This window comes from Pseudomonas sp. S2_F07, assembly GCF_054668325.1.
Window position 1 is genome coordinate 2,999,249 of the sequence record NZ_CP162758.1, and the last position, 22,492, is coordinate 3,021,740.

Annotated in this window: 15 protein-coding genes; 8 read left to right on the top strand and 7 right to left on the bottom strand. The window is 60.2% G+C overall.

Going from position 1 to position 22,492, the window contains the following annotated elements:
• Positions 1 to 2: 2 nt before the first annotated feature.
• On the bottom strand, positions 3 to 344 hold the full coding sequence (locus tag AB4O40_RS13510; RefSeq protein ID WP_008052055.1) for a PA4575 family protein: 342 nt from the start codon (positions 342 to 344) through the stop codon (positions 3 to 5).
• 241 nt (positions 345 to 585) lie between these two features.
• On the bottom strand, positions 586 to 3,024 hold the full coding sequence (locus AB4O40_RS13515; protein WP_056728717.1) for a Lon protease family protein: 2,439 nt from the start codon (positions 3,022 to 3,024) through the stop codon (positions 586 to 588).
• A gap of 278 nt (positions 3,025 to 3,302) precedes the next feature.
• Here AB4O40_RS13515 and AB4O40_RS13520 point away from each other — a divergent pair, with 278 nt between their 5' ends.
• From AB4O40_RS13520 to AB4O40_RS13530, 3 genes are all read left to right on the top strand, one after another.
• Positions 3,303 to 3,791: a DUF3015 domain-containing protein gene (locus tag AB4O40_RS13520; protein ID WP_008052053.1), complete on the top strand. Its 489-nt coding sequence runs from the start codon at positions 3,303 to 3,305 to the stop codon at positions 3,789 to 3,791.
• A 93-nt stretch (positions 3,792 to 3,884) separates the two neighbouring features.
• Positions 3,885 to 5,738 (top strand): Lnb N-terminal periplasmic domain-containing protein, encoded by a 1,854-nt coding sequence (locus AB4O40_RS13525; RefSeq protein WP_460054194.1) that lies wholly within the window; start codon positions 3,885 to 3,887, stop codon positions 5,736 to 5,738.
• A gap of 355 nt (positions 5,739 to 6,093) precedes the next feature.
• Positions 6,094 to 6,588 (top strand): GreA/GreB family elongation factor, encoded by a 495-nt coding sequence (locus AB4O40_RS13530; protein ID WP_056728721.1) that lies wholly within the window; start codon positions 6,094 to 6,096, stop codon positions 6,586 to 6,588.
• On the opposite strand, the gene gdhA is transcribed toward AB4O40_RS13530, so the two are convergent.
• Positions 6,585 to 7,922: an NADP-specific glutamate dehydrogenase gene (gdhA, locus tag AB4O40_RS13535; RefSeq protein WP_056728723.1), complete on the bottom strand. Its 1,338-nt coding sequence runs from the start codon at positions 7,920 to 7,922 to the stop codon at positions 6,585 to 6,587. The two genes, AB4O40_RS13530 and gdhA, sit on opposite strands and share 4 nt — an antisense overlap.
• A gap of 374 nt (positions 7,923 to 8,296) precedes the next feature.
• Positions 8,297 to 9,961, bottom strand: coding sequence for an energy-dependent translational throttle protein EttA (gene ettA / locus AB4O40_RS13540; protein ID WP_223541993.1), 1,665 nt, complete (start codon positions 9,959 to 9,961; stop codon positions 8,297 to 8,299).
• A 276-nt stretch (positions 9,962 to 10,237) separates the two neighbouring features.
• Here ettA and AB4O40_RS13545 point away from each other — a divergent pair, with 276 nt between their 5' ends.
• Positions 10,238 to 14,086: a sensor domain-containing protein gene (locus AB4O40_RS13545; protein WP_223541994.1), complete on the top strand. Its 3,849-nt coding sequence runs from the start codon at positions 10,238 to 10,240 to the stop codon at positions 14,084 to 14,086.
• A gap of 11 nt (positions 14,087 to 14,097) precedes the next feature.
• On the opposite strand, the gene AB4O40_RS13550 is transcribed toward AB4O40_RS13545, so the two are convergent.
• Entirely contained in the window at positions 14,098 to 16,449 is a 2,352-nt protein-coding gene (locus tag AB4O40_RS13550; protein ID WP_460054189.1) for a glycoside hydrolase, read from the bottom strand.
• Between the two features lie 259 nt (positions 16,450 to 16,708).
• Between AB4O40_RS13550 and glyA the strand changes: the two genes are divergently transcribed.
• From glyA to AB4O40_RS13570, 4 genes are all read left to right on the top strand, one after another.
• Entirely contained in the window at positions 16,709 to 17,962 is a 1,254-nt protein-coding gene (gene glyA, locus AB4O40_RS13555) for a serine hydroxymethyltransferase (protein WP_460160154.1), read from the top strand.
• 273 nt (positions 17,963 to 18,235) lie between these two features.
• Positions 18,236 to 19,549: a C4-dicarboxylate transporter DctA gene (locus AB4O40_RS13560; protein ID WP_056728732.1), complete on the top strand. Its 1,314-nt coding sequence runs from the start codon at positions 18,236 to 18,238 to the stop codon at positions 19,547 to 19,549.
• A 69-nt stretch (positions 19,550 to 19,618) separates the two neighbouring features.
• Complete coding sequence (locus AB4O40_RS13565; RefSeq protein WP_414914859.1) at positions 19,619 to 20,323, top strand: FadR/GntR family transcriptional regulator; 705 nt, start codon at positions 19,619 to 19,621, stop codon at positions 20,321 to 20,323.
• Positions 20,324 to 20,348: 25 nt separating this feature from the next.
• Positions 20,349 to 21,032 (top strand): GntR family transcriptional regulator, encoded by a 684-nt coding sequence (locus AB4O40_RS13570; RefSeq protein WP_223541996.1) that lies wholly within the window; start codon positions 20,349 to 20,351, stop codon positions 21,030 to 21,032.
• A gap of 116 nt (positions 21,033 to 21,148) precedes the next feature.
• Here AB4O40_RS13570 and yjiA read toward each other — a convergent pair whose 3' ends face one another.
• Positions 21,149 to 22,123, bottom strand: a complete 975-nt coding sequence (gene yjiA / locus AB4O40_RS13575; protein ID WP_056728737.1) for a GTPase — start codon at positions 22,121 to 22,123, stop codon at positions 21,149 to 21,151.
• 162 nt (positions 22,124 to 22,285) lie between these two features.
• Positions 22,286 to 22,483 (bottom strand): YbdD/YjiX family protein, encoded by a 198-nt coding sequence (locus AB4O40_RS13580; RefSeq protein ID WP_007895266.1) that lies wholly within the window; start codon positions 22,481 to 22,483, stop codon positions 22,286 to 22,288.
• Positions 22,484 to 22,492: the final 9 nt, after the last annotated feature.

The following is a 22,492-nucleotide window of genomic DNA, read 5'->3' on the forward strand; positions in this document are numbered from 1 at the left end:
ACTCAGTGCTCAGGGTGAAACTCGAAACCGCCCATGTTCCGGCAGCGACCACCATTGATTTCCCGCAGTTGGGCTTGCAGGTGCAGGCACCAGATTTGCGGATCGTCGGCCAATTCGTAGCCGTGCAGGGTCAGGCTTTCAACGATGGTGTCGAGGATTGATTCAGCGACGAACGGACCATGAAACGGGCCTTGGGCCTTGATGGCCGAAGGTTGCTCACCGGCCATTCCGGCGGCGAACAGCAGAGTCCACATGCCCGTATCTCCCGCCAATGGACGGATGGCACATTCGATACGGGTCACAAGGCCCAGGCATTGACGGGTAAGGCAGAGGTTGCGCGACATGGCGGCGACCCTCGGTAGATCCGGTATTCAGCCCCCATGGGAAGGCTGTTTCGATCCTGTGATTACGTCGATATCCTTGAGCAGAGAATAGAAGAAAAGTCCGGCTTGCAGGCCAGGGCGAGACCGAAAGGCGCCGAATGGTCATAGTGTGAATATTGACGTCATTTCGACGACGCTTTTCCAGTATTCACACAAACAAATGTGGGAGCGGCGGTGCGCCGCTCCCACATGGGTTACTGCATCAAGCCGGTTTGGTTTCCGCCAATGCCTCTTGCGCCAACTCCTTCTCGGCTTCCTTGAGATCATCCTCACTGATCATTTCCGCGATAACCCGCAGGCGCTCCACGACTCGCGCGTTCACGCTGCCTTCAGGAAACTCGCCATTTTCGTCCGGCTCGCCGGCCGGTTCGCCGACCAGCAAGCTCAAGGCTTCGTCGGCCTGACGGACCGCGTAGACATGGAACTGCCCCGCACGCACTGCCGTCAGCACCTTCTCGTCGAGCATCAGGGTCGCGACGTTGGCGTGAGGAATGATTGCCCCCTGCTCGCCGGTCAAGCCGCGGGCTTCGCACAGACGGAAGAAGCCCTCGATCTTCTCGTTGACCCCGCCAACCGCCTGCACTTCGCCGAACTGATTGATCGAACCGGTGATGGCGAAGCACTGCTTGAGCGGGGTTTTCGACAAGGCCGAGATCAGGGTGCAGGCCTCGCCCAGGGAAGCACTGTCGCCATCGACATAACCGTAGGATTGCTCCAGGGCGATGCTCGCGGAAATCGCCAGCGGAAACTCCTGGGCGTAGCGGCTGCCCAGATAACCGGTAAGGATCATCACGCCTTTGGAGTGGATTGGCTGGCCGAGGTTGACCTCACGCTCGATGTCGACAATACCGCTGCCGCCGGGGTACACCGTGGCGGAAATCCGCGCCGGCACGCCGAAGGCCGAGTCACCGACCTCCAGAACGGTCAAGCCGTTGCACTTGCCGACCGCCGCGCCGTCAGTGTCGATCAGGATGATCCCGGCCAGCATGTCGTCGAGAATCCGCGCCGACACCCGCCCGGTCCGCGTGGCCTTGGCCTTGAGCGCACGTTCGATGTGCCCGGCGTCGGTCATTTCATCGCCAGCCAGGTGACGAATGAAATCCGCCTCGCTGACCAGTTGAAACAAATCACCGATACGCGCCGACAAACGCCCCTGATGCTCGGCCAGACGCGCACTGTAGGTCGCCAGGCGTGCCACCGCATCGGCTGTCAGCGGTGCCATGCCTTCCTCGGAAGTACGGGTCTTGAGCAACTGGGCGAACTGCTCCAGGCTCTCGTCGACCATCGGGATGTCTTCGTCGAAATCCACCAGGACGCGGAACATCTCCTGGAAGTCCGGATCGAGGTCTTGCAGCGTGTAATACAGCTGACGGGCACCGATGATGACGACCTTGACCTGCAACGGTATGTGTTGCGGTGTCAGGGTCACGGTGGCCAGACGCCCCAGTTCACCCAGCGGTGACTCCATTTTCAGCTTGCGCGATTGCAGGGCGCGTTTCAGCGCGTCCCACACGAACGGCTCGCTGAGCATTTTGTCCGCTTCAAGGATCAGGAAACCGCCATTGGCCCGGTGCAAGGCACCCGGTCGCAGTTGGCGGTAGGTGGTGTACAGCGCGCCCTGATCGGTGCTGTATTCGATGCGACCGAAAAGGTTTTCATAGGTCGGGTGCGGCTCGAACACCACCGGCGCACCGCCGCTGGCCGAGTGACCGACCACCAGGCTCGGCGCGTATTGTTCTTCCAGCAACTTGCGGGCGACAGCGTCGGTCTTGCTGTCGTCCACCAGTTGCTCGACCACGGTCTTGAGCAAGTACACCTGCATCGCTTGCAGATAACCGCAGACCGCCGCGTTCTCGGCGTACTTCTCCGACAGTGGCGACAACAATGGCTGCAAGGCCAGGGTGATGGTTTCTTCGTTCAGATGACGCAGCTGGTTGCTCGATTCGCGCTTCCATTGCGGCAGGCTGGCGAGCTCTTCGTTCAGGCGCTCCTCCAGTGCCGAAATATCTTCGTGAAAGCGCTCGCGCTCGGCTTCCGGCAACTGGGCGAATTCAGCCTCGTCCAACGCCTTGCCATCGCTCATCGGGGTGAAGGCAATATTGCTGGCGTCGCGGTAGAGCGCGACTTCCTTTTCCAGGGCCAGACGCTCGATGACGTCAAGGGCCTTGTCGTAGCGCTGGTTGAAAGCGCGGTCGATGCTGCTTTTCTTCTGCTGGTAGGACGGATGCTCGAAGACTGCCGGAAATGTCGCCAGCAGGTTGTCGATCAAAACGTTGATATCGCCAATGAAGTTACCGGCAGTGCCCGACGGCAACTCCAGGGCACGTGGTTCGCGCGGTTCATCGAAGTTGTTGACATAGACCCAGTCCGCCGGGGTCTGCAGGCGCTTGCCTTCGGCCTTGAGGTAGCGTTTGACGAACGAGAACCGGCCGGTGCCGGGCTCGCCCATGACGAATACGTTGTAACCGGGGCGTGGCATGGCCACACCGAACTGCAAGGCTTCGACCGCACGTTCCTGGCCAAGCACACCGCGAAAGGGCTCCAGATCATTGGTGGTAGAGAAGCTGAACTGTTCAGCGGAAAACGGACGGGTCAGCGCTTCGGGCGCTAGACGCAAGCTGGCAGCAACAGGATCAGGCATCGGGCTTCCTTACAATCAGGCGGGGCAGATGGCAGCATTCTGGCGCTGCCCATGCCCGACTGGCAAGGAGCGCCGCAGGCCTGAGCATTGTCAATCGGCCAACCCCAGGCGGGCCGGGCTTGCGCCGGTGTTTCCCATGAATGTTTTGCAAAAAATCACGGAACCCCGTGATCGTGCCTAAACTCCAAACTGCGCGGCTGGGCTAATGCCCGGCCCACTGGCACCGGAACGGGCCAGACTCCCTTGTCTATTGGTATGCACACAAAGAGAACAAAGCTATGAAACGGATTCTTCTTGGTACTCTCTTCACCGCTGTATCCATCAATGCCATGGCGCAAGCGCCAGGCGGTCCGGATTGCGGTTGGGGCAACATGCTGTTCGAAGGCCAGCGTGGTACTCCAGCTCACTTCCTGGCATCCACCACCAACGGCACCTCCGGCAACGCAACCTTCGGCATGACCTCAGGCACCAACGGTTGCGCAACCAATTCGGCGCTGACCTATGGCGGCAAATCCTGGTTTGCCATGAATGGCATGATGAACGAGCTGTCCGAAGACATGGCCAAGGGTCAGGGCGAAGCGCTGACCACCTATGCCGTGGTACTGGGCGTGGCGCCGGAAGACCGTGCGCACTTCGCCGCCGTCACTCACGAACACTTCCAGCAGATCTTCAGCAAGGCTGACGTGACTGCAGAAGACGTGCATACCAACACCCTGGCCGTGCTCAAAGCCGACCCTCGTCTGGCCAAGTACGCGACTCAGGCTTAAGCTCGACCCGCCCCGCTTCTTTCGGGAAGCGGGTTTTATTTTTTGGACCTGCCCCTCTTTGGGTCTTTTTCTCAAGTATTTAAGTTGCCCTCTATGCTCAAACGCCTTGCCTGGCTGGCGCTGTGTGTCTGCGCCCCGCTGTCCGCCGCGCCTCACATCGATCCACAACGTTTGCAGCAACTGGCCAACGACCCTTTCTGGATCTCCCTGGGCCATTACGAAACCGCCAAGCTCGGTGGCTGGCGCAGCTATGTCAGTGACCGGAAATTTTTCCTCGCCGCTGACGGCAATGAACATCCGGACCATGAACTGGCGGCGACTGTACAAGCCTTGTACGCCCCGGCCAGTGCCGGTGAAACACACGCTCAATGCGTCTACCCGGCCCGCACCCGCTGGCTGAAAGAACAACTCGGCCTGGCCGGCCTGCCAACGCCGGACTGCGCCGGATTCAAGCAATGGTTCAAGGACGTCTCGCCCGACAGCGCGGTGATGATCTTCCCGGCGGCCTACTTGAACAGCCCGTCCTCGATGTTCGGCCATACCCTGTTGCGCATTGACCAGGCCGAAGTGAAGAGCGACAAGACTTCGCTGCTCAGTTACGCGATCAACTTCGGCGCCTACATCGAGGGCTCGGACAACAGCATCATCTATGCCTGGAAAGGCCTGATGGGCGGCTATCCCGGCCTGTTCGCGATGGTGCCCTACCAGGAAAAACTCTCGGAATACCGCAGCCTGGAAAACCGCGACCTGTGGGAGTACCGCCTGAACCTGACCCGGCAGGAAACCGCGCGCATGGTCGAGCATGTCTGGGAGCTCAAGCAGATCAAGTTCGACTATTTCTTCTTCGACGAAAACTGCTCGTACCGCTTGCTGGAACTGCTGCAAGTGGCCCGCCCGGGCCTGCGCCTGACCGAGCAATTCCCGCTCACGGCCATCCCGACCGACACCGTCAAAGCCGTGAAAGCGGCTGGGCTGGTGGAATCGATCCAGTATCGTCCGTCCCGGGAGCGCGAGTTGCTCAGCCGCGCCGAGCCGTTGGACCCTGAAGAGCAGCAATGGGTGCTGAAAGTCAGCGCCGATCAGAAACAATTGCAGGACCCGGCATTCAAGGCGCAACCCCGCGACCGTCAGGCGCTGATTATCGATGCGGCCTATCGTCTGGAGCGTTACCGCGCCAATGGCCAGGAGCGCGACCCGGCGCGCGCCCAGCGCAGCTTCGAACTGCTGCGGGCAATCAACCAGAACCCGGCGCCGGAGCTGGATATCCCGCAACCGGGCCTGCCTGAAGACGGTCACGAGTCCCGCACCTGGCAGCTCGGCCTCGGCACCCGTGGAGATAAAGCCTTTGGCGAGTACGGCTTGCGCATGGCTTATCACGACCTCAATGACAACAACGAAAGCTTTCCCCTTGGCGCGCAGATCGAAATCCTGCAATTGAAACTGCGTCAGTACGAAGGCAATGACTGGCAAGTGCAGCAACTGGACCTGGCGACCATTCGCTCCCTGACCCCGCGTAACGAATTGCTGCAACCGCTGTCATGGCAAGTCACTGGTGGCCTGGAGCGGGTGCCGGGCAAGCACGATGACCAGACCCTGGTCAGCCATGTCAACGGCGGTGGTGGCGGCACCTGGCAACTGGGCGATGACCTGCTCGGTTTTGCCCTGGGCACCGTGCGTATCGAGCACAACAGCGACTTCGCCGCGTTCATTGCCCCGGCCGCCGGGTTCAACAGTGGTGTGCTGTGGAAAAACCCTCTGGGCAATTTGAGCCTGGAAGCCAAGGGCGACTTTTTCACCAATGGTGAAGTGCGCCGCAGCCTGAGCCTGAATCAACAGTGGGAAATATCCCGCAATCTCGGACTGCGCTTGAGCGCCCAGCGTGAGTTCAGCCATTTGGCAACGGCCGAGAACGAAGTGATGCTTGAGCTGAAGTGGTATCACTACTGACCTGACACACCACTTACCCTGTGGGAGCGGGCTTGCTCGCGAATGCGATATGCCACTCAACATTGATGCTGGCTGACACGCCCCTTTCGCGAGCAAGCCCGCTCCCACAGGGGGTTATGTGGTGTTCGACAAAATGCATGCACTCCTTTCACATACACCCGACAAATCCACTTCTAGACTTTATCTATGGGCCATCGGCTTGGGAGAGTGAGACGGATGGCCGGGTGTAAAGCCTGGCAGCAGCAGAAAGATCAGGACGCCGCCCGGGCCTATCACTCGCCATAAGTCGTTTTCAGACATCCGGTGAAACCAAATGCCTGCGACCATGGCCCAAACCCTATACCGGGAGAATTCCATGAGCCGTGCCTTCGTCAATGAAGATAACGCCGCCGCGCAAGCCGATCAGCCAGTCGAACGGCAGGTCAGCGCGCAGCCCAATTACGTCACGCCGCAAGGCCTGGACCTGTTGCAGGGAAAAGTCACCGAACTGCAAACCCTGCACGCCGAACAATCGGCCAAAGGCGAGCAGGCCGACAAGCAGCGCCTGGCGGATCTCGAACGTGATTTGCGTTACTTCAAGCAGCGCCTGGGCAGCGCTCAGGTGGTACCCGCCGCGACTTCGACCGAGAAAGTGCAGATCGGCAGCTGGGTGACCTACGCCGATGAACACGCCACCGAACGCCGGGTACAACTGGTGGGCGAAGATCAGGCCGATGCCGCCCACGACCTGATCAATTGGGGTTCACCGTTGGGACGGGCACTGCTCGGCGCACGACTCAACGATGAAGTGCTGTGGCAGCGCCCTGCCGGGGATCAATTGATTGAGGTGATCCGTATCGAACCGGCTTAGACCACACCTTGGGCGAGCATGGCATCGGCGACTTTGACGAAGCCGGCGATGTTCGCGCCCTTGACGTAGTTGACCCGGCCGTTCTCCTCACCGTAATTCACGCAAGCGTGGTGAATCGACTGCATGATCGCGTGCAGCTTGCTGTCCACTTCGCCACCGGTCCATGCCAGGCGCATGGCGTTCTGCGACATTTCCAGCCCGCTCACCGCCACACCACCGGCGTTGGACGCCTTGCCCGGCGCGAACAGAATGTCGGCCTCGATGAACAGATCCACCGCCTCAAGGGTGGTCGGCATGTTCGCGCCTTCGGCCACGCAGATGCAGCCGTTGCGCAGCAAGGTGCGAGCGGCGTCGGCATCCAGTTCGTTTTGCGTCGCGCACGGCAGTGCGATGTCGCAGCTCAGGCCCCATGGCAGTTCACCGGCGCGAAATTCCAGGCCAAAACGGCTGGCCAGCTCACGGATGCGCCCGCGCTGTACGTTTTTCAGCTCCAGCACCGCCAGCCATTGCTCCTCGGTCAGGCCGCTTTCGCAATACAGCGTGCCTTCGGAGTCGGACAGCGAAATCACTTTGCCGCCCAGGTCCATGACCTTGCGCGCCGCGTATTGCGCGACGTTGCCGGAGCCGGAGATCGCTACGCGTTTACCCTCCACGGCCAGACCGCGACGCTTGAGCATTTCTTCGGCGAAGTACACGCAACCGAAACCGGTGGCTTCCGGGCGAATCAGGCTACCGCCGTAGCTTGGGCCTTTGCCGGTCAGCACGCTGGTGAACTGGTTGCTCAGGCGCTTGTACTGGCCGAACAGGAAACCGATTTCCCGCGCACCGACACCGATGTCCCCGGCCGGCACGTCAACGTCAGCACCGATGTGGCGGTACAACTCGCTCATGAAGGCCTGGCAGAAGCGCATGACTTCCGCGTCGCTCTTACCCTTCGGATCGAAGTCCGACCCGCCCTTGCCGCCGCCCATGGGCAATGAAGTCAGGGAGTTTTTGAAGGTCTGCTCGAAGGCGAGGAACTTCAGGACGCCCATGTTCACCGACGGGTGGAAACGCAGGCCACCCTTGTACGGGCCGATTGCGCTGTTCATCTGGATGCGGAAACCACGATTGACCTGGACCTTGCCCTGATCGTCGACCCACGACACGCGAAACACCACCGCACGCTCCGGCTCGCAGATGCGCTCCAGGATGCCGGAGGTCAGGTAATGCGGATTGGCTTCAAGAAACGGCCACAGGGTACGCAGGACTTCTTCGACAGCCTGGTGAAACTCGGGTTGATCCGGGTCGCGTTTTTTCAGGCGCGCAAGGAAGGATTCGACGGATTCGATCATGAAAAAGTCTCGGCAAATTTGTTGTCGTTGGAGGAGATTGGGCCGGACTGTAACAAACGAATCGCGCACAGGAACAGCGCAAAATGTCGCACTTATGAAATTAAATGGTGCACAGGATATAAATAAGTCCGCTTTTTGGACTCATTCTGCACCTGAATAGGGATTCACCATTCGAGCAATGCACCATCAGGAACACCGCCTTCGCGAGCAAGCCCGCTCCCACAGGGATCTTCTTCTGAATTGAGAATTGTGCCTTTCACAAAACCCTGTGGGAGCGGGCTTGCTCGCGAATGGCGCGGCTCGGTGTCATTGAAAAAACACAGGCAAAAAAAACGGAGCCCGAAGGCTCCGCTCTTTATGCAACCAACCTGAAATCAGGCCAGCTTCTTGTGGCGTACACGATGCGGCTGGGCAGCCGCTTCGCCGAGACGCTTTTTACGGTCGGCTTCGTACTCGGTGTAGTTGCCTTCGAAGAACACCGCTTGCGAGTCGTCTTCGTACGCCAGGATGTGAGTCGCGACGCGGTCAAGGAACCACCGGTCGTGGGAGATCACAATGGCGGCGCCCGGGAAGTCCAGCAGGGCCTCTTCCAGGGAACGCAGGGTTTCAACGTCGAGGTCGTTGGACGGTTCGTCGAGCAGCAGGACGTTGCCGCCCTCCTTCAGGGTCAGGGCCAGGTGCAAGCGACCGCGCTCACCACCGGACAGGTCCTTGACGAACTTCTGCTGATCGCCGCCCTTGAAGTTGAAGCGACCGACGTAGGTACGCGACGGGATCTCGTAGTTGCCGATGCGGATCTGGTCGGAACCGTCGGAGATCTGCTGGAACACGGTCTTGCTGCCGTCCAGGTCTTCGCGGCTCTGGTCAACGCAAGCCAACTGCACGGTTTCACCGACTTCGATGCTGCCAGAATCCGGCGTTTCCTTGCCCATCAGCATGCGGAACAGGGTCGATTTACCGGCACCGTTACCGCCGATCACGCCGACGATGGCGCCTTTAGGCATGGAGAACGACAGGTTGTCGATCAGCACGCGGTCGCCATAGCCCTTGGTGACGTTCTTGAATTCGATGACCTTGTCGCCCAGGCGCGGACCGGCCGGGATATAGATCTCGTTGGTTTCGCTGCGCTTCTGGAATTCCTGCGACTGCATTTCTTCGAAGCGTTGCAGACGAGCCTTGGATTTGGACTGACGGGCCTTGGCGCCTTTGCGCACCCACTCCAGTTCTTCCTTCATGGCTTTTTCGTGGGCCGACTGCTGCTTGGATTCGGCAGCCAGACGATCGGACTTGGCTTCCAGCCAACCCGAATAGTTGCCCTCGTAAGGAATGCCCGCGCCGCGGTCGAGTTCCAGGATCCAGCCGGCAACGTTGTCCAGGAAGTAACGGTCGTGCGTGATCGCGACCACGGTGCCCGGGAAGTCGTGCAGGAAGTGCTCAAGCCACGCAACGGAATCGGCGTCCAGGTGGTTGGTCGGTTCGTCGAGCAGCAGCATGTCCGGAGCGGACAGCAGCAGGCGGCACAGGGCCACACGACGCTTTTCACCACCGGACAGAACTTCGACCTTGGCATCCCAGGCTGGCAGACGCAGCGCATCGGCGGCGACTTCCAGTTGACGCTCAAGGTTGTGACCATCGCCGGCTTGCAGGATAGCTTCGAGCTTGGCCTGTTCAGCCGCCAGCTTGTCGAAGTCGGCATCCGGTTCGGCGTACGCGGCGTAGACCTCGTCCAGACGTGCCTGAGCGTTCTTGATGACGCTGACCGCTTCCTCAACCACTTCACGCACGGTTTTGGTCGGGTCCAGAATCGGTTCCTGTGGCAGGTAGCCGATGTTCAGCTCTGGCATCGGACGGGCTTCGCCTTCGAACTCGGTGTCGACGCCGGCCATGATTTTCAGCAGCGTGGACTTACCCGAACCGTTGAGGCCAAGTACGCCGATCTTGGCGCCAGGGAAGAACGACAGAGAAATGTTTTTCAGGATTTCCCGCTTCGGCGGAACAACTTTGCCCAGCCGATGCATGGTGAATACGTATTGAGCCATGGAGAACCTAGGGTCAGTGACTGATGAATGATTGGAGCGCAGGCAATGCCCGGCCAGACCGTGCGCGTCGTCCGTAAGAGGCGACGCTGAAAAAGTCTGAGTCTAGGAGCTGGAACGCTCCCGCGTAACCGGCAAAGCTACCTTAATGACAGATGGCAGTCCAGCCGACGGACAGGGGCTGGCACTTCGCCACAACTCAAGGCATGCTAGCCGCCCTTCGGGCGTCCGGCTTATAGTGCACGTCGCGCCAGTCCAGCCAAACCGCAGGATTACAGCTTGTCCATTGTCCCTCCGCCTCTGACTTCCAGTGCGCCGGCCACAGCGCCCGGCTCCCCCCTGCGCGGGACCTTGAAGGGCACCTTGGCGACACTCGTATTATTGCTGTTGGCCCTGCTGTTCTGGCAGTTGCTCGACCAGTTGCGGGAAACCCAGAAGAACCAGCGCCAGTACACCATCGACTACACCGCCGATCTGGCCGCGCAGGTCAGCCTGAACATGGCGCTCAATGCGCAGATCGCCCTCAACCTGCTGCCGATCGTCGAGCAACCGCAGGACGCCGATGAATTGCAGGCCCTGTTGCGCAAACTGCAACAATCGCTGCCTGATCTGCGCAGCCTGGCGTTGCTCAGCCCCTCGGGAAGAGTCATCAGTGACAGCGCTCCCGACAGCGATGACAGCGACTACCTGGGTGAACTGGTACGCCGCAGCCACGCACAGGCGCACTATTTCAGCAATGCCACCGACGGTTCCGTGGTGCACTTACTGTTGCACCAGGCCAGCGGCAGTTCCCGAGGCTATTGGGTCTTGCGCCTGACACCCACCTTCTTTTCGTCCCTGACCAAACAAGGCGAGGCCGGCGGCCGCCCGTTGTGGCTGGTGGAGAACCGCATCAATCATCAGATCATCAGCCGCGACGAAGCGCTGCCCTCGGTCAATCCGGGAACGTTGACCGCGGACGATGTCGCCAACAGCGTGCTGACCGTCCCGCTGAGCAGCAGCGATTGGCAACTGCGCGGTCTGTTTGACCGTCAGCGCGTACTGGAAGAGCTGCTGCCGGCGTTCATCGGCAAATGCCTGCTGGGCCTGGCGTTTTCCATGCTGCCGTTCCTCGCCTTGCTGAACATGCGCCGGCGTCAGCGCCAGTTGAATGAAGGCCGCCGGCGTTACCAGGACATTTTCGAAGGCACCGGCGTGGCCTTGTGCGTCCTCGACATGTCCGGGCTCAAGGTCTTTTTCGACAAGGCGCAACTGCAGGGCAGCGAGCAACTGCAAGCGTGGCTGGCGATCCCGGAGCAACGACGGCCATTGCTCAAGGAACTGCGGATCACCGAGGTCAACCAGGTTGCGCTGCAACTGCTTAATGTCGATAGCGCCGACAAAGCCTGGAAACTGCTGATCGACGGAAACCCACAGGACGGCACCGCCATCGGCAACCAGGTGCTCGACGCGATGCTCAACCGGCAGCAACAGCTTGAACTGGAAATCAAGCTCCAGGACGCCAGCGGCCGCGACCAGCACCTGTGGCTGGTGCTGCGCCTGCCGCAAACCCAGGACGACTATAAAGCGGTGATCCTGAGCATCACCGACATCACCAGCCGCAAGCTCATCGAACTGTCGCTGCAGGAGCGCGAAGGGTTCTGGTCGGACGTGGTGCGCACCGTGCCGGATCACCTGTATGTGCAGGATGTGATCAGCCAGCGGATGATCTACAGCAACCACCATCTGGGCCAGACCCTGGGTTACAACCGCACCGAACTGCACCAGATGGGCGAATACTTCTGGGAAATCCTCCTGCATCCCGAAGACGCCGACTATTACCACCGCTCCCGCCAGATCCAGCGCCAGGCCGGTTATCGCCAGTTGATGCAGTGCCAATTGCGCTTCCGCCATCGGGACGGCCAGTGGCGACGCTTCGAGATTCGCGAGCAGGCGCTGGCGCGGGACAAGGAAGACCAGGTCACGCGGATCATCGGCGTGGCCAAGGACATCACCGACCAGATCGAAGCCAGCGAATCCCTGCGCGACAGCGAGCAGCGCTACAGGATGCTCGCCGAAAGCATCAGTGACGTGATCTTCTCCACCGACAGCCGCCTTAACCTCAATTACGTCAGCCCCTCGGTGCAAGCGGTGCTGGGTTACGGCGTCGAGTGGATTTTCCAGAACGGCTGGCAATCGACCATCGCCAACCCGCAACAACTGACCGGCATCTACCACCTGATGGACCGGGTCAGCAAAGCGCTGGATCAGCCGGACCAACTGGCGCTGTTGCGCAGCCAGGTGCAAACCCAACTGTTCCTGTTCGATTGCCTGCGGGCCGACGGGCGCAAGATCCCGATCGAACTGCGCCTGGTATTGGTCTGGGACGAACACGGCACCTTCGAAGGCGTGCTCGGCGTCGGCCGCGACATCAGCCAGCAACGCCGGGCCGAAAAAGACCTGCGCATGGCGGCCACGGTATTCGAACACTCGACCTCGGCGATCCTGATCACCGACCCGGCCGGCTACATCGTCCAGGCCAACGAAGCCTTCAGTCGTGTCAGCGGTTACGCCGTGGAGCAGGTCCTCGACCAGCTGCCGAACATGCTGACGGTCGACGACCAGCAGGAAGCCCATCTGCGTTACGTGCTCAAGCAATTGGGCCAGCACAGTACCTGGGAGGGCGAAGTCTGGCTCAAGCGCCGTAATGGCGAGCATTACCCGGCCTGGGTCGGGATCACCGCCGTGCTCGACGATGAAGGCGACCTGGCCAGCTATGTGTGTTTCTTCAGCGACATCAGCGAGCGCAAGGCCAGCGAGCAGCGGATTCACCGCCTCGCCTACTACGACGCCCTGACCCACCTGCCCAACCGTTCGCTGTTCCAGGATCGCCTGCACACGGCACTGCAATCGGCCGAGCGGCAGAAGTCGTGGGTGGTGCTGATGTTCCTCGACCTCGACCGTTTCAAGCCGATCAACGACTCCCTGGGCCACGCCGCCGGCGACCGCATGCTCAAGGAAATGGCCACGCGCCTGCTCGGTTGCGTCGCCGATGACGACACCGTGGCGCGTATGGGCGGTGACGAATTCACTTTGCTCCTGCAACCGCGAGCCAACCGTGAAATCGCCCTGAACCGGGCGATCCATGTGGCCGAACAGATTCTCGCCAGCCTGGTGAAACCCTTCGTGCTCGAAGGCCGCGAGTTCTTCGTCACGGCCAGTATCGGCATCGCCCTGAGTCCACAGGACGGCAACGAACTCAGCCAGTTGATGAAGAACGCCGACACCGCGATGTACCACGCCAAGGAGCGTGGCAAGAACAACTTCCAGTTCTATCAGGCGGACATGAACGCCAGTGCGCTGGAGCGTCTGGAGCTGGAAAGCGACTTGCGCCATGCCCTGGAACAGAACGAATTCGTGCTGTATTACCAGCCGCAGTTCAGCGGTGACGGCAAGCGCCTGACCGGTGCCGAGGCGCTGTTGCGCTGGCGTCATCCACGCCGCGGGCTGGTGCCGCCGGGGGATTTCATTCCTGTGCTCGAAGAGCTCGGGCTGGTGGTGGATGTCGGCGACTGGGTGATCAGCGAAGCCTGCCGCCAACTCAAGGCCTGGCATCAGGCCAGGGTGCGGGTGCCGAAGGTGTCGGTGAACATCTCGGCGCGGCAGTTCTCCGACGGCCAACTCGGTACGCGAATCGCCACCATCCTCAAGGAAACCGGCCTGCCACCGGCGTGCCTGGAACTGGAGCTGACCGAAAGTATCCTGATGCGTGAAGTCAGCGAGGCGATGCAGATCCTCGACGGCCTGAAAAACCTCGGCCTGAGCATTGCGGTCGACGATTTCGGTACCGGTTACTCATCGCTCAACTACCTCAAGCAATTCCCGATCGATGTTCTGAAGATCGACCGCACCTTTGTCGATGGCCTGCCCAGCGGCGAGCAGGATGCACAGATTGCCCGGGCAATCATTGCCATGGCCCACAGCCTGAACCTGGCGGTGATCGCCGAAGGCGTGGAAACCCAAGAGCAGCTGGATTTCCTGAGGGAGCACGGTTGCGACGAGGTACAGGGTTATCTGTTCGGTCGACCGATGCCGGCCAATCGGTTCGAGGCCCAATACAGTAACGATGCATTGTTCATGTTTGATTGACCACTGCCGTCTCAACGTGCCTTGAACACCGTACTCATCTCATGCACTCGTACAGGCTGGTCAGGTTCTTCGACACGCGCAGCCAGCGCAGGCACCGTCGTACCTTGTGCCACCATCGGCTCGCTGCTGAAGTTCACGGTGATGCGCGTTCCATCGGCAAAGCTTGATTGCTGGAGCGCGCGATCTGTCGACAACACCTTGAAATCCACCATCGCCACGTTGAACAGCCGCTCGTGCAGCGGGCGGAAGATTCGGTCATAGGCCGCGATCACCGGCAGATCGCGATCGAGCACTTCATCGGCCAGGTGATAAAGCGGTGGCACCATGTACAACAGCTGCAGAAGCGCCGTCGCCTCCCACTCATTGCTGAATTTCAATGAGCCGTACTCCCAGTGATGGGTTGTCACGACGCTGTCATGCAAGGCGATCTGATAAAGCGGCAGGCGAAACCATGGCGAGCGCACATAACGGGCGATCGAAGACTTGAGCGGTACAGGCTTGAAGTAAAGACTGGGCGTTTCGTCGGGCCAGTAACGGCCTCGATAGTACGGCGAGCGTGAATCCTTCATGTCAGGATCCATCCAGGCGAAGGGCTGCGTCGTCATGCCCTGGGCAAACGCGAACTGTGGGGCGTACCAGGACAACCCGCCTTCCGTCCCGGTCACCAGGCCAAATGCCCGGGCAGGATAAGCCAGCCTCTGGCGCACGCTCTGACTGTCCTGCGACTCACTGGTCTCGCGCCCGGGCGTATGGTCCTCACGCGGTGGGCCGGCGCCATCCACATCCAGGAAATAGCTGTTGAGCCCAGCGTTTTGTGCAATCGCATCGATGCGTTTTCGAGCATAGTCATGGGCTGCACGAGCGCTGACATACACCCCCCGTCCGCCAAAACCGGTGGCGGGTTGGCCGTTTTGATCCCGGTAACCGGCATTCGCCAATTCATCGCCCATCTGCGCGGTAGACCAGGTTGCCGCAAGGTTCGAGGGGTGAGCGCTGCCATAGCTGTCATAGACGCCGACCAGGTAACCCGCCGCCTTGGCCTGTTCAATGGCTTCAGGATGCCAAAGCGCCGTTCGCCACTCACTGACGCCCAGCCAGGCACGGCGCAAACCTGCCGATTGCAGCGCGCTGACCAAGTCGGTCGAGAGACCGCCTCCCCAACCTCGGGCGGGAGCCAACAGCGGACCGAAGGCCTGTTCCATGGCGACGCTCATATCCCGTGCCCATGCCACTTCACCGCCAGGGTCATGCCCGCCCGGCAGCGGTGTCACTTCGGGACGGGCAATCACCTTCAACAGTGCCGCGTTGAGCGCTCGAATCACCTCTCTTTTCAGCCACGGCTCGATATCACCCGGGTTCCTGGCTGCCGCCTTGAACGCCTTCTCGACGGTTTTGCGCTTTTCATCATCAAGCACCTTCCACAGACGGCCCGCCAGTTGCGTGTCATCGCCTCGCTGGCGCCGAAACTGTTCCAGAAACGCTCTCCATTGAACGATGTCCGCGACTTTCAGCGGATCGCTGCCCCACAGATAGATATGAGATGCCCCTCCTAACCGGGCGACTTCGGGCGTCGTAGCGATCTTGTCGTTCAAGGAGACAAACTGGCCGCTTGCTTGCAGCCACTGCCGGTATCCACGCGCCCCGGCCAACGGGTCCTGCGGACCGGGCACAATACGCAGGGTATAAGCGGCATCGGGTGATAAAGAGGAGAAGCGGTGAGTAAAACCAGGTCGTGCCCGATCTTCCCTGCGTTCGACATCAAACGTTGTATCCAGGGGTGTTTCCAACAGCCAGGTCACGGAAAGCCCCTCTCGCAACTCCGTCCAGAACGGCATGGAAAGAATACTCAGCACACTTTCCGGCTCGTAACGACGCACCATCCAGTCAAGCCACCCGGGGTCGTCCGCCGGCACATAACTGCCCTCGCCAAAAGGAAATGCATAAGCCCTGATGGCCCCGGGATCCGCGGTCCGTGGCCAGTTCAACACCGATGGACCTTGCGACCGGACTGACACCCGTAAGGCACCGAACTCGATATTGGCCGCGACCTTGTACCGGGCCGTACCTGCCGCCACTTGCCATTCGTGATCCGACAGCCGCTCGACCCTGCTACCGCTGAACGCCGGGGACGCCAGCGCCAGGCGCTTGCCCTGTGAAGTCGTGAGGGAAATGGCCAGCGTGTCCGGATCGATTGCAAACTGCCCGGCGGGACTGTCCAGCAGCACAGGATCATTGGCCAGGGCGTACGTCGTGCCGGGCACCATGCAAGCCAACAGGATGGCCCATGCAAGGGCTATCCGACGAAATGGGCAAGCCTGCGCAGAAACGGGCGTGGTGGGCATCAGATCGGTTACGGGCATCATCCATCGGCCTCCTGTCCAGCGTTCAGGGGCAAGACGCTCGTCAGCTCAAGTCTTTATCCAGGCTTCCAGAACAAGGTGTGCCCCGCAAAAAACAAGGATGCCCAATGCGACTCCGTGCTTCAGGGATAATTTGTGTCCGAATATTCAGCCGCGCACCGTGAATGCCACTTGTCTGCGACATGATGCCGTTTCATATGCCATCTAAAACCCATTGGGTTAGAATGCCCCCCTTTTCCGCCCCCGATCCTTGAGGACCGCCATGTTCAGCCGTGATTTGACTATTGCCAAGTACGACGCCGATCTCTTTGCCGCCATGGAGCAAGAAGCTCAGCGCCAGGAAGAGCACATTGAGCTGATCGCTTCGGAAAACTACACCAGCCCTGCTGTGATGGAAGCCCAAGGCTCGGTACTGACCAACAAGTACGCCGAAGGTTACCCGGGCAAGCGCTACTACGGTGGTTGCGAGTACGTAGACATCGTCGAGCAGCTGGCTATCGACCGCGCCAAAGAGCTGTTCGGCGCCGACTACGCCAACGTTCAGCCGCACGCCGGTTCGCAAGCCAACAGCGCCGTTTACCTGGCCCTGCTGTCGGCCGGCGACACCATCCTGGGCATGAGCCTGGCCCACGGCGGTCACCTGACCCACGGTGCCAGCGTTTCGTCTTCGGGCAAGCTGTACAACGCCATCCAGTACGGCATCGACGCCAACGGCCTGATCGACTACGACGAAGTCGAGCGCCCGGCCGTTGAGCACAAGCCGAAAATGATCGTGGCCGGTTTCTCTGCCTACTCGCAGATCCTCGACTTCCCGCGCTTCCGTGCAATCGCCGACAAAGTAGGTGCCTACCTGTTCGTCGACATGGCCCACGTGGCCGGTCTGGTCGCCGCTGGCGTCTACCCGAACCCGGTTCCATTCGCTGACGTCGTGACCACCACCACCCACAAGACCCTGCGCGGTCCACGTGGTGGCCTGATCCTGGCTCGCGCCAACGCCGATATCGAGAAGAAGCTGAACTCCGCCGTATTCCCGGGCGCTCAGGGTGGTCCTCTGGAGCACGTGATCGCGGCCAAGGCGATCTGTTTCAAGGAAGCGCTGCAGCCTGAGTTCAAGGTTTACCAGCAGCAAGTGGTGAAGAACGCCCAGGCCATGGCCAGCGTGTTCATCGAGCGCGGTTTCGACGTGGTTTCCGGTGGTACTCAGAACCACCTGTTCCTGCTGTCGCTGATCAAGCAGGAAATCTCCGGTAAAGACGCCGATGCCGCGCTGGGCAAAGCGTTCATCACCGTGAACAAGAACTCCGTGCCAAACGATCCACGTTCCCCGTTCGTCACCTCCGGCCTGCGCTTCGGCACCCCGGCTGTGACCACTCGTGGCTTCAAGGAAGCAGAGTGCAAGGAACTGGCCGGCTGGATCTGCGACATCCTGGCTGACCTGAACAACGAAGCGGTGATCGATGCCGTTCGTGAGAAGGTCAAGGCCATCTGCAAGAAGCTGCCGGTGTACGGCGCTTAATCAGCCCGTTAAACCGTAGCTATAAAAACCGGCCAGAGATGGCCGGTTTTTTTTCGCCCGTTTTTTATTCAGCCGGGGGAAAGGCTCTAAACCGGGCTCACTCACCAACTGGTAAGACCGGTCATGCCAATTTTCTAATTTTTACTTGCGAACACCCAAAAATAGCGCCTAGACTGCGCCTGCACTGGACATACCGGTAAGACCACAATAATTAAGTCCTGAATCTGATGTGCTCCGCACACGGCAGCCAGGACACCGACCAGGATTCCTCCCATGCTCAGATGGTGCTCGCGTTCAATCTTCCTCCAAGTGGTTCTCGGACTGGTGCTCGGCATCGTCTGTGGGCTGACCCTTCCCGAATACTCCGCTCAGCTCAAACCGCTCGGTGACGGTTTTATCAAGCTGATCAAAATGCTCATTGGCTTGATTGTGTTTTGCGTAGTGGTCAGCGGCATCAGCGGTGCCGGCGACCTGAAGAAGGTCGGCCGTATCGGCCTAAAATCGGTGATCTACTTTGAAATCCTGACCACCATCGCTCTGGTGATCGGTCTGGTGTTTGCCTTCAGCACCGGTATCGGCAGCGGCGCGAACATTCACCTGGAGCAGCTTTCCGCAGCCGACATGGGCGACATTGCCCAGCGCGGCCAGCACATGCACACCACCACACAGTTCCTGATGGACCTGATTCCGACGTCGGTGATTGGTGCCTTTGCCGATAACAACATCCTGCAAGTCCTCCTGTTCTCTGTGCTGTTCGGCAGTGCGCTGAATCTGGTGGGCGAGGCGGCATCGGGCATTTCGCGGCTGATCAATGAACTCAGCCATGTGATTTTCCGCATCATGGGCATGATCGTGCGCCTGGCGCCGATCGGTGTGTTCGGTGCGATCGCCTTCACCACCAGCAAGTATGGCCTGGACTCGCTGCAACACCTGGGCAGCCTGGTCGGCCTGTTCTACCTGACCTGCGTGGCTTTCGTGACGCTGATTCTCGGCCTGGTGATGCGCCTCTCTGGCTTGAAGATGTGGCCGTTGCTCAAGTACCTGCGCGAAGAACTGCTGATCGTCATGGGCACCGCTTCGTCCGACGCTGTGCTGCCTCAAATCATGCGCAAGCTTGAGCACCTGGGCATCGGCAGTTCGACGGTCGGGCTGGTGATTCCAACGGGTTACTCGTTCAACCTCGACGGTTTCTCGATCTACCTGACCCTGGCCATCGTGTTCATCGCCAATGCCACCGGCACGCCGCTGGCAATGACCGACCTGCTGACGATTCTGTTGGTATCGTTGATCACCTCCAAGGGGGCCCACGGTATTCCGGGCTCGGCGCTGGTGATTCTGGCGGCCACCCTGACAGCCATTCCGGCCATTCCGGTGGTGGGCCTGGTGCTGGTGCTGGCCGTGGACTGGTTCATGGGGATCGGCCGGGCGCTGACCAACCTGATCGGTAACTGCGTGGCGACCGTCGCCATCGCGCGATGGGAAAAGGACATCGATGTGCAGCGGGCGAACAAGGTACTTTCGGGCCAGGCGGGTTATACCTTCCAGCCAAGAAAACCGATTGCACCGGCACATCAGCAGGAATTCTGAATCAACGGTGTGCCGGCCTCGCCTTGGCCGGCACACCTTCACCACTTTTAAATGCTCATGGAGCGAACAGTGATTACCTCGTCGACCGTCGTAACTTCAGTCGTGGAAAAACTACGGGCCGCCTTGGCCCGAGGTCAGTGGCGCTCCGGCGAAATGCTGCCGGGGCAACGTGAACTGGCCGAACAGCTGGGTATCAGCCGCCCGAGCCTGCGTGAAGCCGTCATCGTCCTGGAAACCCTTGGCCTGGTGCGTTCGATGCCGGGCAAAGGCGTGGTGGTGCTCGAAGCCAATCTCGCTGACAACCAGGCGCATGACAGTGCAGTGGCCGCAGCGAGCCTGGAAGACGTGCTGCAACTGCGCTACACGCTCGAGCCGTTCATCGTCGGCCTCGTGGCGCAGTCCATCAGCAGCAAGGAGGTCGGGCAACTGCGCCTGACCCTGATGGACATGCGCGAAGCCCTGGAGGCCAATGACAGTGAAGCTGGCGTAAGCGCCTACATCGCGTTCCACGAAGAGCTGTTCACGCTGACGTCGAACCCGATCTTCCAGAGCGTGGTCCAGCAAACCAGCAATGCCCTCAAGCAAAGCGCCGAAGTGTTGCGCAACTCCCCGGAGCATCTGGCTGAACGCCTTGAAGAAAACGAAGCCGTGGTGCGCGCGATCCGCAACAAGAACAGCGCCCAGGCCAGCGCCGAGATGCGCCGGCACATTTTGTGCGAAGGCCAGCGCATGGGCATCGAACTGAACATCCCGGAAGACAACCTCGGCAGTTGAAACCTCTTCGAACTGGAGATTGGCCATGAACAGCTTCGCCTCGCCACAAACGCTCGCCACCCTGCCCGTCCGCCCGTCGGTGGATGATCTGTATTCGCGTGTCCTCGATGCCATTTTCGAACAGCGCATCCATTCGGCCAGTCGCTTTACCGAAGAAAGCCTGGCGCAGATGTTCGGTGCAAGGCGCAGCGACATGCGTGATGTGCTGACGCGGCTGTCCCACCAGCAGATCATCATCCTTCGGGTCAACCATCGTCCCCGCGTCGCCGAGCTTGATGCCGAGCAGACCCGGCAGACACTGCACGCCCGGCGTCTGGCCGAGATCATGCTGGTGCGGCTGGCGTGTCAGCGACCCTGCGCGCAAGACTTGAAGCGCCTGCGGACACTGGTCGATAACGAGCATCAGTGCACCGAGCGTGGCCGGGCGATTCGCTTGTCGGGAGAGTTTCATCTGCAGTTGGCACAAATGGCGGGGAATGCACCGCTAGCGCATTTCCTTGAGAGCCTGGTACCGCTGACTTCCTTGGCGATTGCGCAGTTTGATCTGCAGCAGAAGGAATATTGCGTGGAGCACATGGAGATTCTGGATGCGCTGGAGCGAGGCGATGCCGCGAAGGCCCAAGTCGCGCTCAACCGGCATCTGGATTACCTGGAAGATTTGTTGCTGAGTCCTGCATCGGTACTGGGCCAAAACTGTGCCGCAGGTTAGTCCGCTTTCGGCGGAACGCCGCCCGGAGCAGGCTCGCCCCCACAGGGAACTGCACTTCAAGTGTGGGAGCGTGCCTGCTCGCGATGGCGGCTCAGGGCTCACTGCAATTTTTGACGTTACTGCGCAGCCACCCGCGCAAACCCCTCGCGGATCTTTTTTTCCGGCAAGTCATCGGCAATGAACACGATCACGCTTTCGCGCACGTCGTCTTCCGCCCACTCGGTATCCCAGTCAAAACCATAAAGCTTCAGCACCCCCTGAAACACCATGCGACGGGATTCACCAAGAATGTTCAACACGCCTTTGTAGCGCAGCAACTGCTTGCCATGCTCCTCCAGCAGTTCGTTCATGAACTCGCTGAGCTTGTCGATATCCAGCGGTTTTTCAGTGCGCAGCACCAGACTGGAAATGCGGTCGATAGACGGAGCTGCCTGGCTGACCGGGCGCAAACTCACGCCGCCACCGAGGTCGGCGTTGAGGTTGAAACCGCGCACATCTAGCAACTCGGCCAGGTCGATCTTGCCGTGGTCAACCATGCGGATCGGCGCACGCCGGTTGATGCGGGTCAGGCGTTCGCTCAACGCGGTGAAGGTCGGTTCGTCCACCAGGTCGCGCTTGCTCACCAGCAAGCGGTCGGCGAATCCGACCTGCGCCTGGGCGATAGTCTGGGTCAGGTGCAGGTCTGCATGTGCCGCGTCGACCAGGGTAATGATGCCGTCGAGGATATAGCGCTCACGCAACTCTTCGTCGATGAAAAAGGTTTGCGCCACCGGTGCCGGATCAGCCAGGCCGGTGCATTCGATCACCAGGCGGTCGAAGGCGATGTCGCCCCGGTCCAGACGCTCGAGCAACAGATAAAGCGCTTTAGTCAGGTCGGTGTGGATGGTGCAGCAGACGCAGCCGTTGGACAGCGTCATCACTTGTACCGGCTCATCGCCCAACAACTGGGTATCGATACCGGCATCGCTGAATTCATTCTCGATCACGGCAATTTTCAGACCGTGCTCGGCCTTGAGCAGGTGACGCAACAGGGTAGTCTTGCCGGCGCCGAGGAAGCCGCTGAGGATTGTTACGGGGATGGGAGAGGACAAAATTGATCTCCTGTTTCACAAAACTGATAAACAACACAAAACAAATGTGGGAGCGAGCCTGCTCGCGAAGGGGCCGTCAGCTTCAACAAATAGGCTGACTGGGACACCGCTTTCGCGAGCAGGCTCGCTCCCACAGGTTTTGCTGTTAACCCGCAATCCGGATCAACAGCACTTCGGCCCACCCTTGCCACCGTAACGGGCTTCCTGACGCTCCCGAAAGAACATCTCATAGCTCATCACCGGTTTATCCGGGTGCTTGGTCTGCATATGCTCGACATAGTTGTCGTAGTCGGGCATCCCGACCATCAGGCGCGCGGCCTGTCCGAGGTATTTACCGAGGCGACTCAAGTCATTGAACATGCTGCAATC

Excerpts from the sequence above, each read along its gene's own strand:
- AB4O40_RS13510 (WP_008052055.1), bottom strand. The coding sequence starts at position 344 with ATGTCGCGCAACCTCTGCCTTACCCGTCAATGCCTGGGCCTTGTGACC.
- AB4O40_RS13515 (WP_056728717.1), bottom strand. The coding sequence starts at position 3,024 with ATGCCTGATCCTGTTGCTGCCAGCTTGCGTCTAGCGCCCGAAGCGCTG.
- AB4O40_RS13520 (WP_008052053.1), top strand. The coding sequence starts at position 3,303 with ATGAAACGGATTCTTCTTGGTACTCTCTTCACCGCTGTATCCATCAAT.
- AB4O40_RS13525 (WP_460054194.1), top strand. The coding sequence starts at position 3,885 with ATGCTCAAACGCCTTGCCTGGCTGGCGCTGTGTGTCTGCGCCCCGCTG.
- AB4O40_RS13530 (WP_056728721.1), top strand. The coding sequence starts at position 6,094 with ATGAGCCGTGCCTTCGTCAATGAAGATAACGCCGCCGCGCAAGCCGAT.
- gdhA (WP_056728723.1), bottom strand. The coding sequence starts at position 7,922 with ATGATCGAATCCGTCGAATCCTTCCTTGCGCGCCTGAAAAAACGCGAC.
- ettA (WP_223541993.1), bottom strand. The coding sequence starts at position 9,961 with ATGGCTCAATACGTATTCACCATGCATCGGCTGGGCAAAGTTGTTCCG.
- AB4O40_RS13550 (WP_460054189.1), bottom strand. The coding sequence starts at position 16,449 with ATGATGCCCGTAACCGATCTGATGCCCACCACGCCCGTTTCTGCGCAG.
- glyA (WP_460160154.1), top strand. The coding sequence starts at position 16,709 with ATGTTCAGCCGTGATTTGACTATTGCCAAGTACGACGCCGATCTCTTT.
- AB4O40_RS13560 (WP_056728732.1), top strand. The coding sequence starts at position 18,236 with ATGCTCAGATGGTGCTCGCGTTCAATCTTCCTCCAAGTGGTTCTCGGA.
- AB4O40_RS13570 (WP_223541996.1), top strand. The coding sequence starts at position 20,349 with ATGAACAGCTTCGCCTCGCCACAAACGCTCGCCACCCTGCCCGTCCGC.
- AB4O40_RS13580 (WP_007895266.1), bottom strand. The coding sequence starts at position 22,483 with ATGTTCAATGACTTGAGTCGCCTCGGTAAATACCTCGGACAGGCCGCG.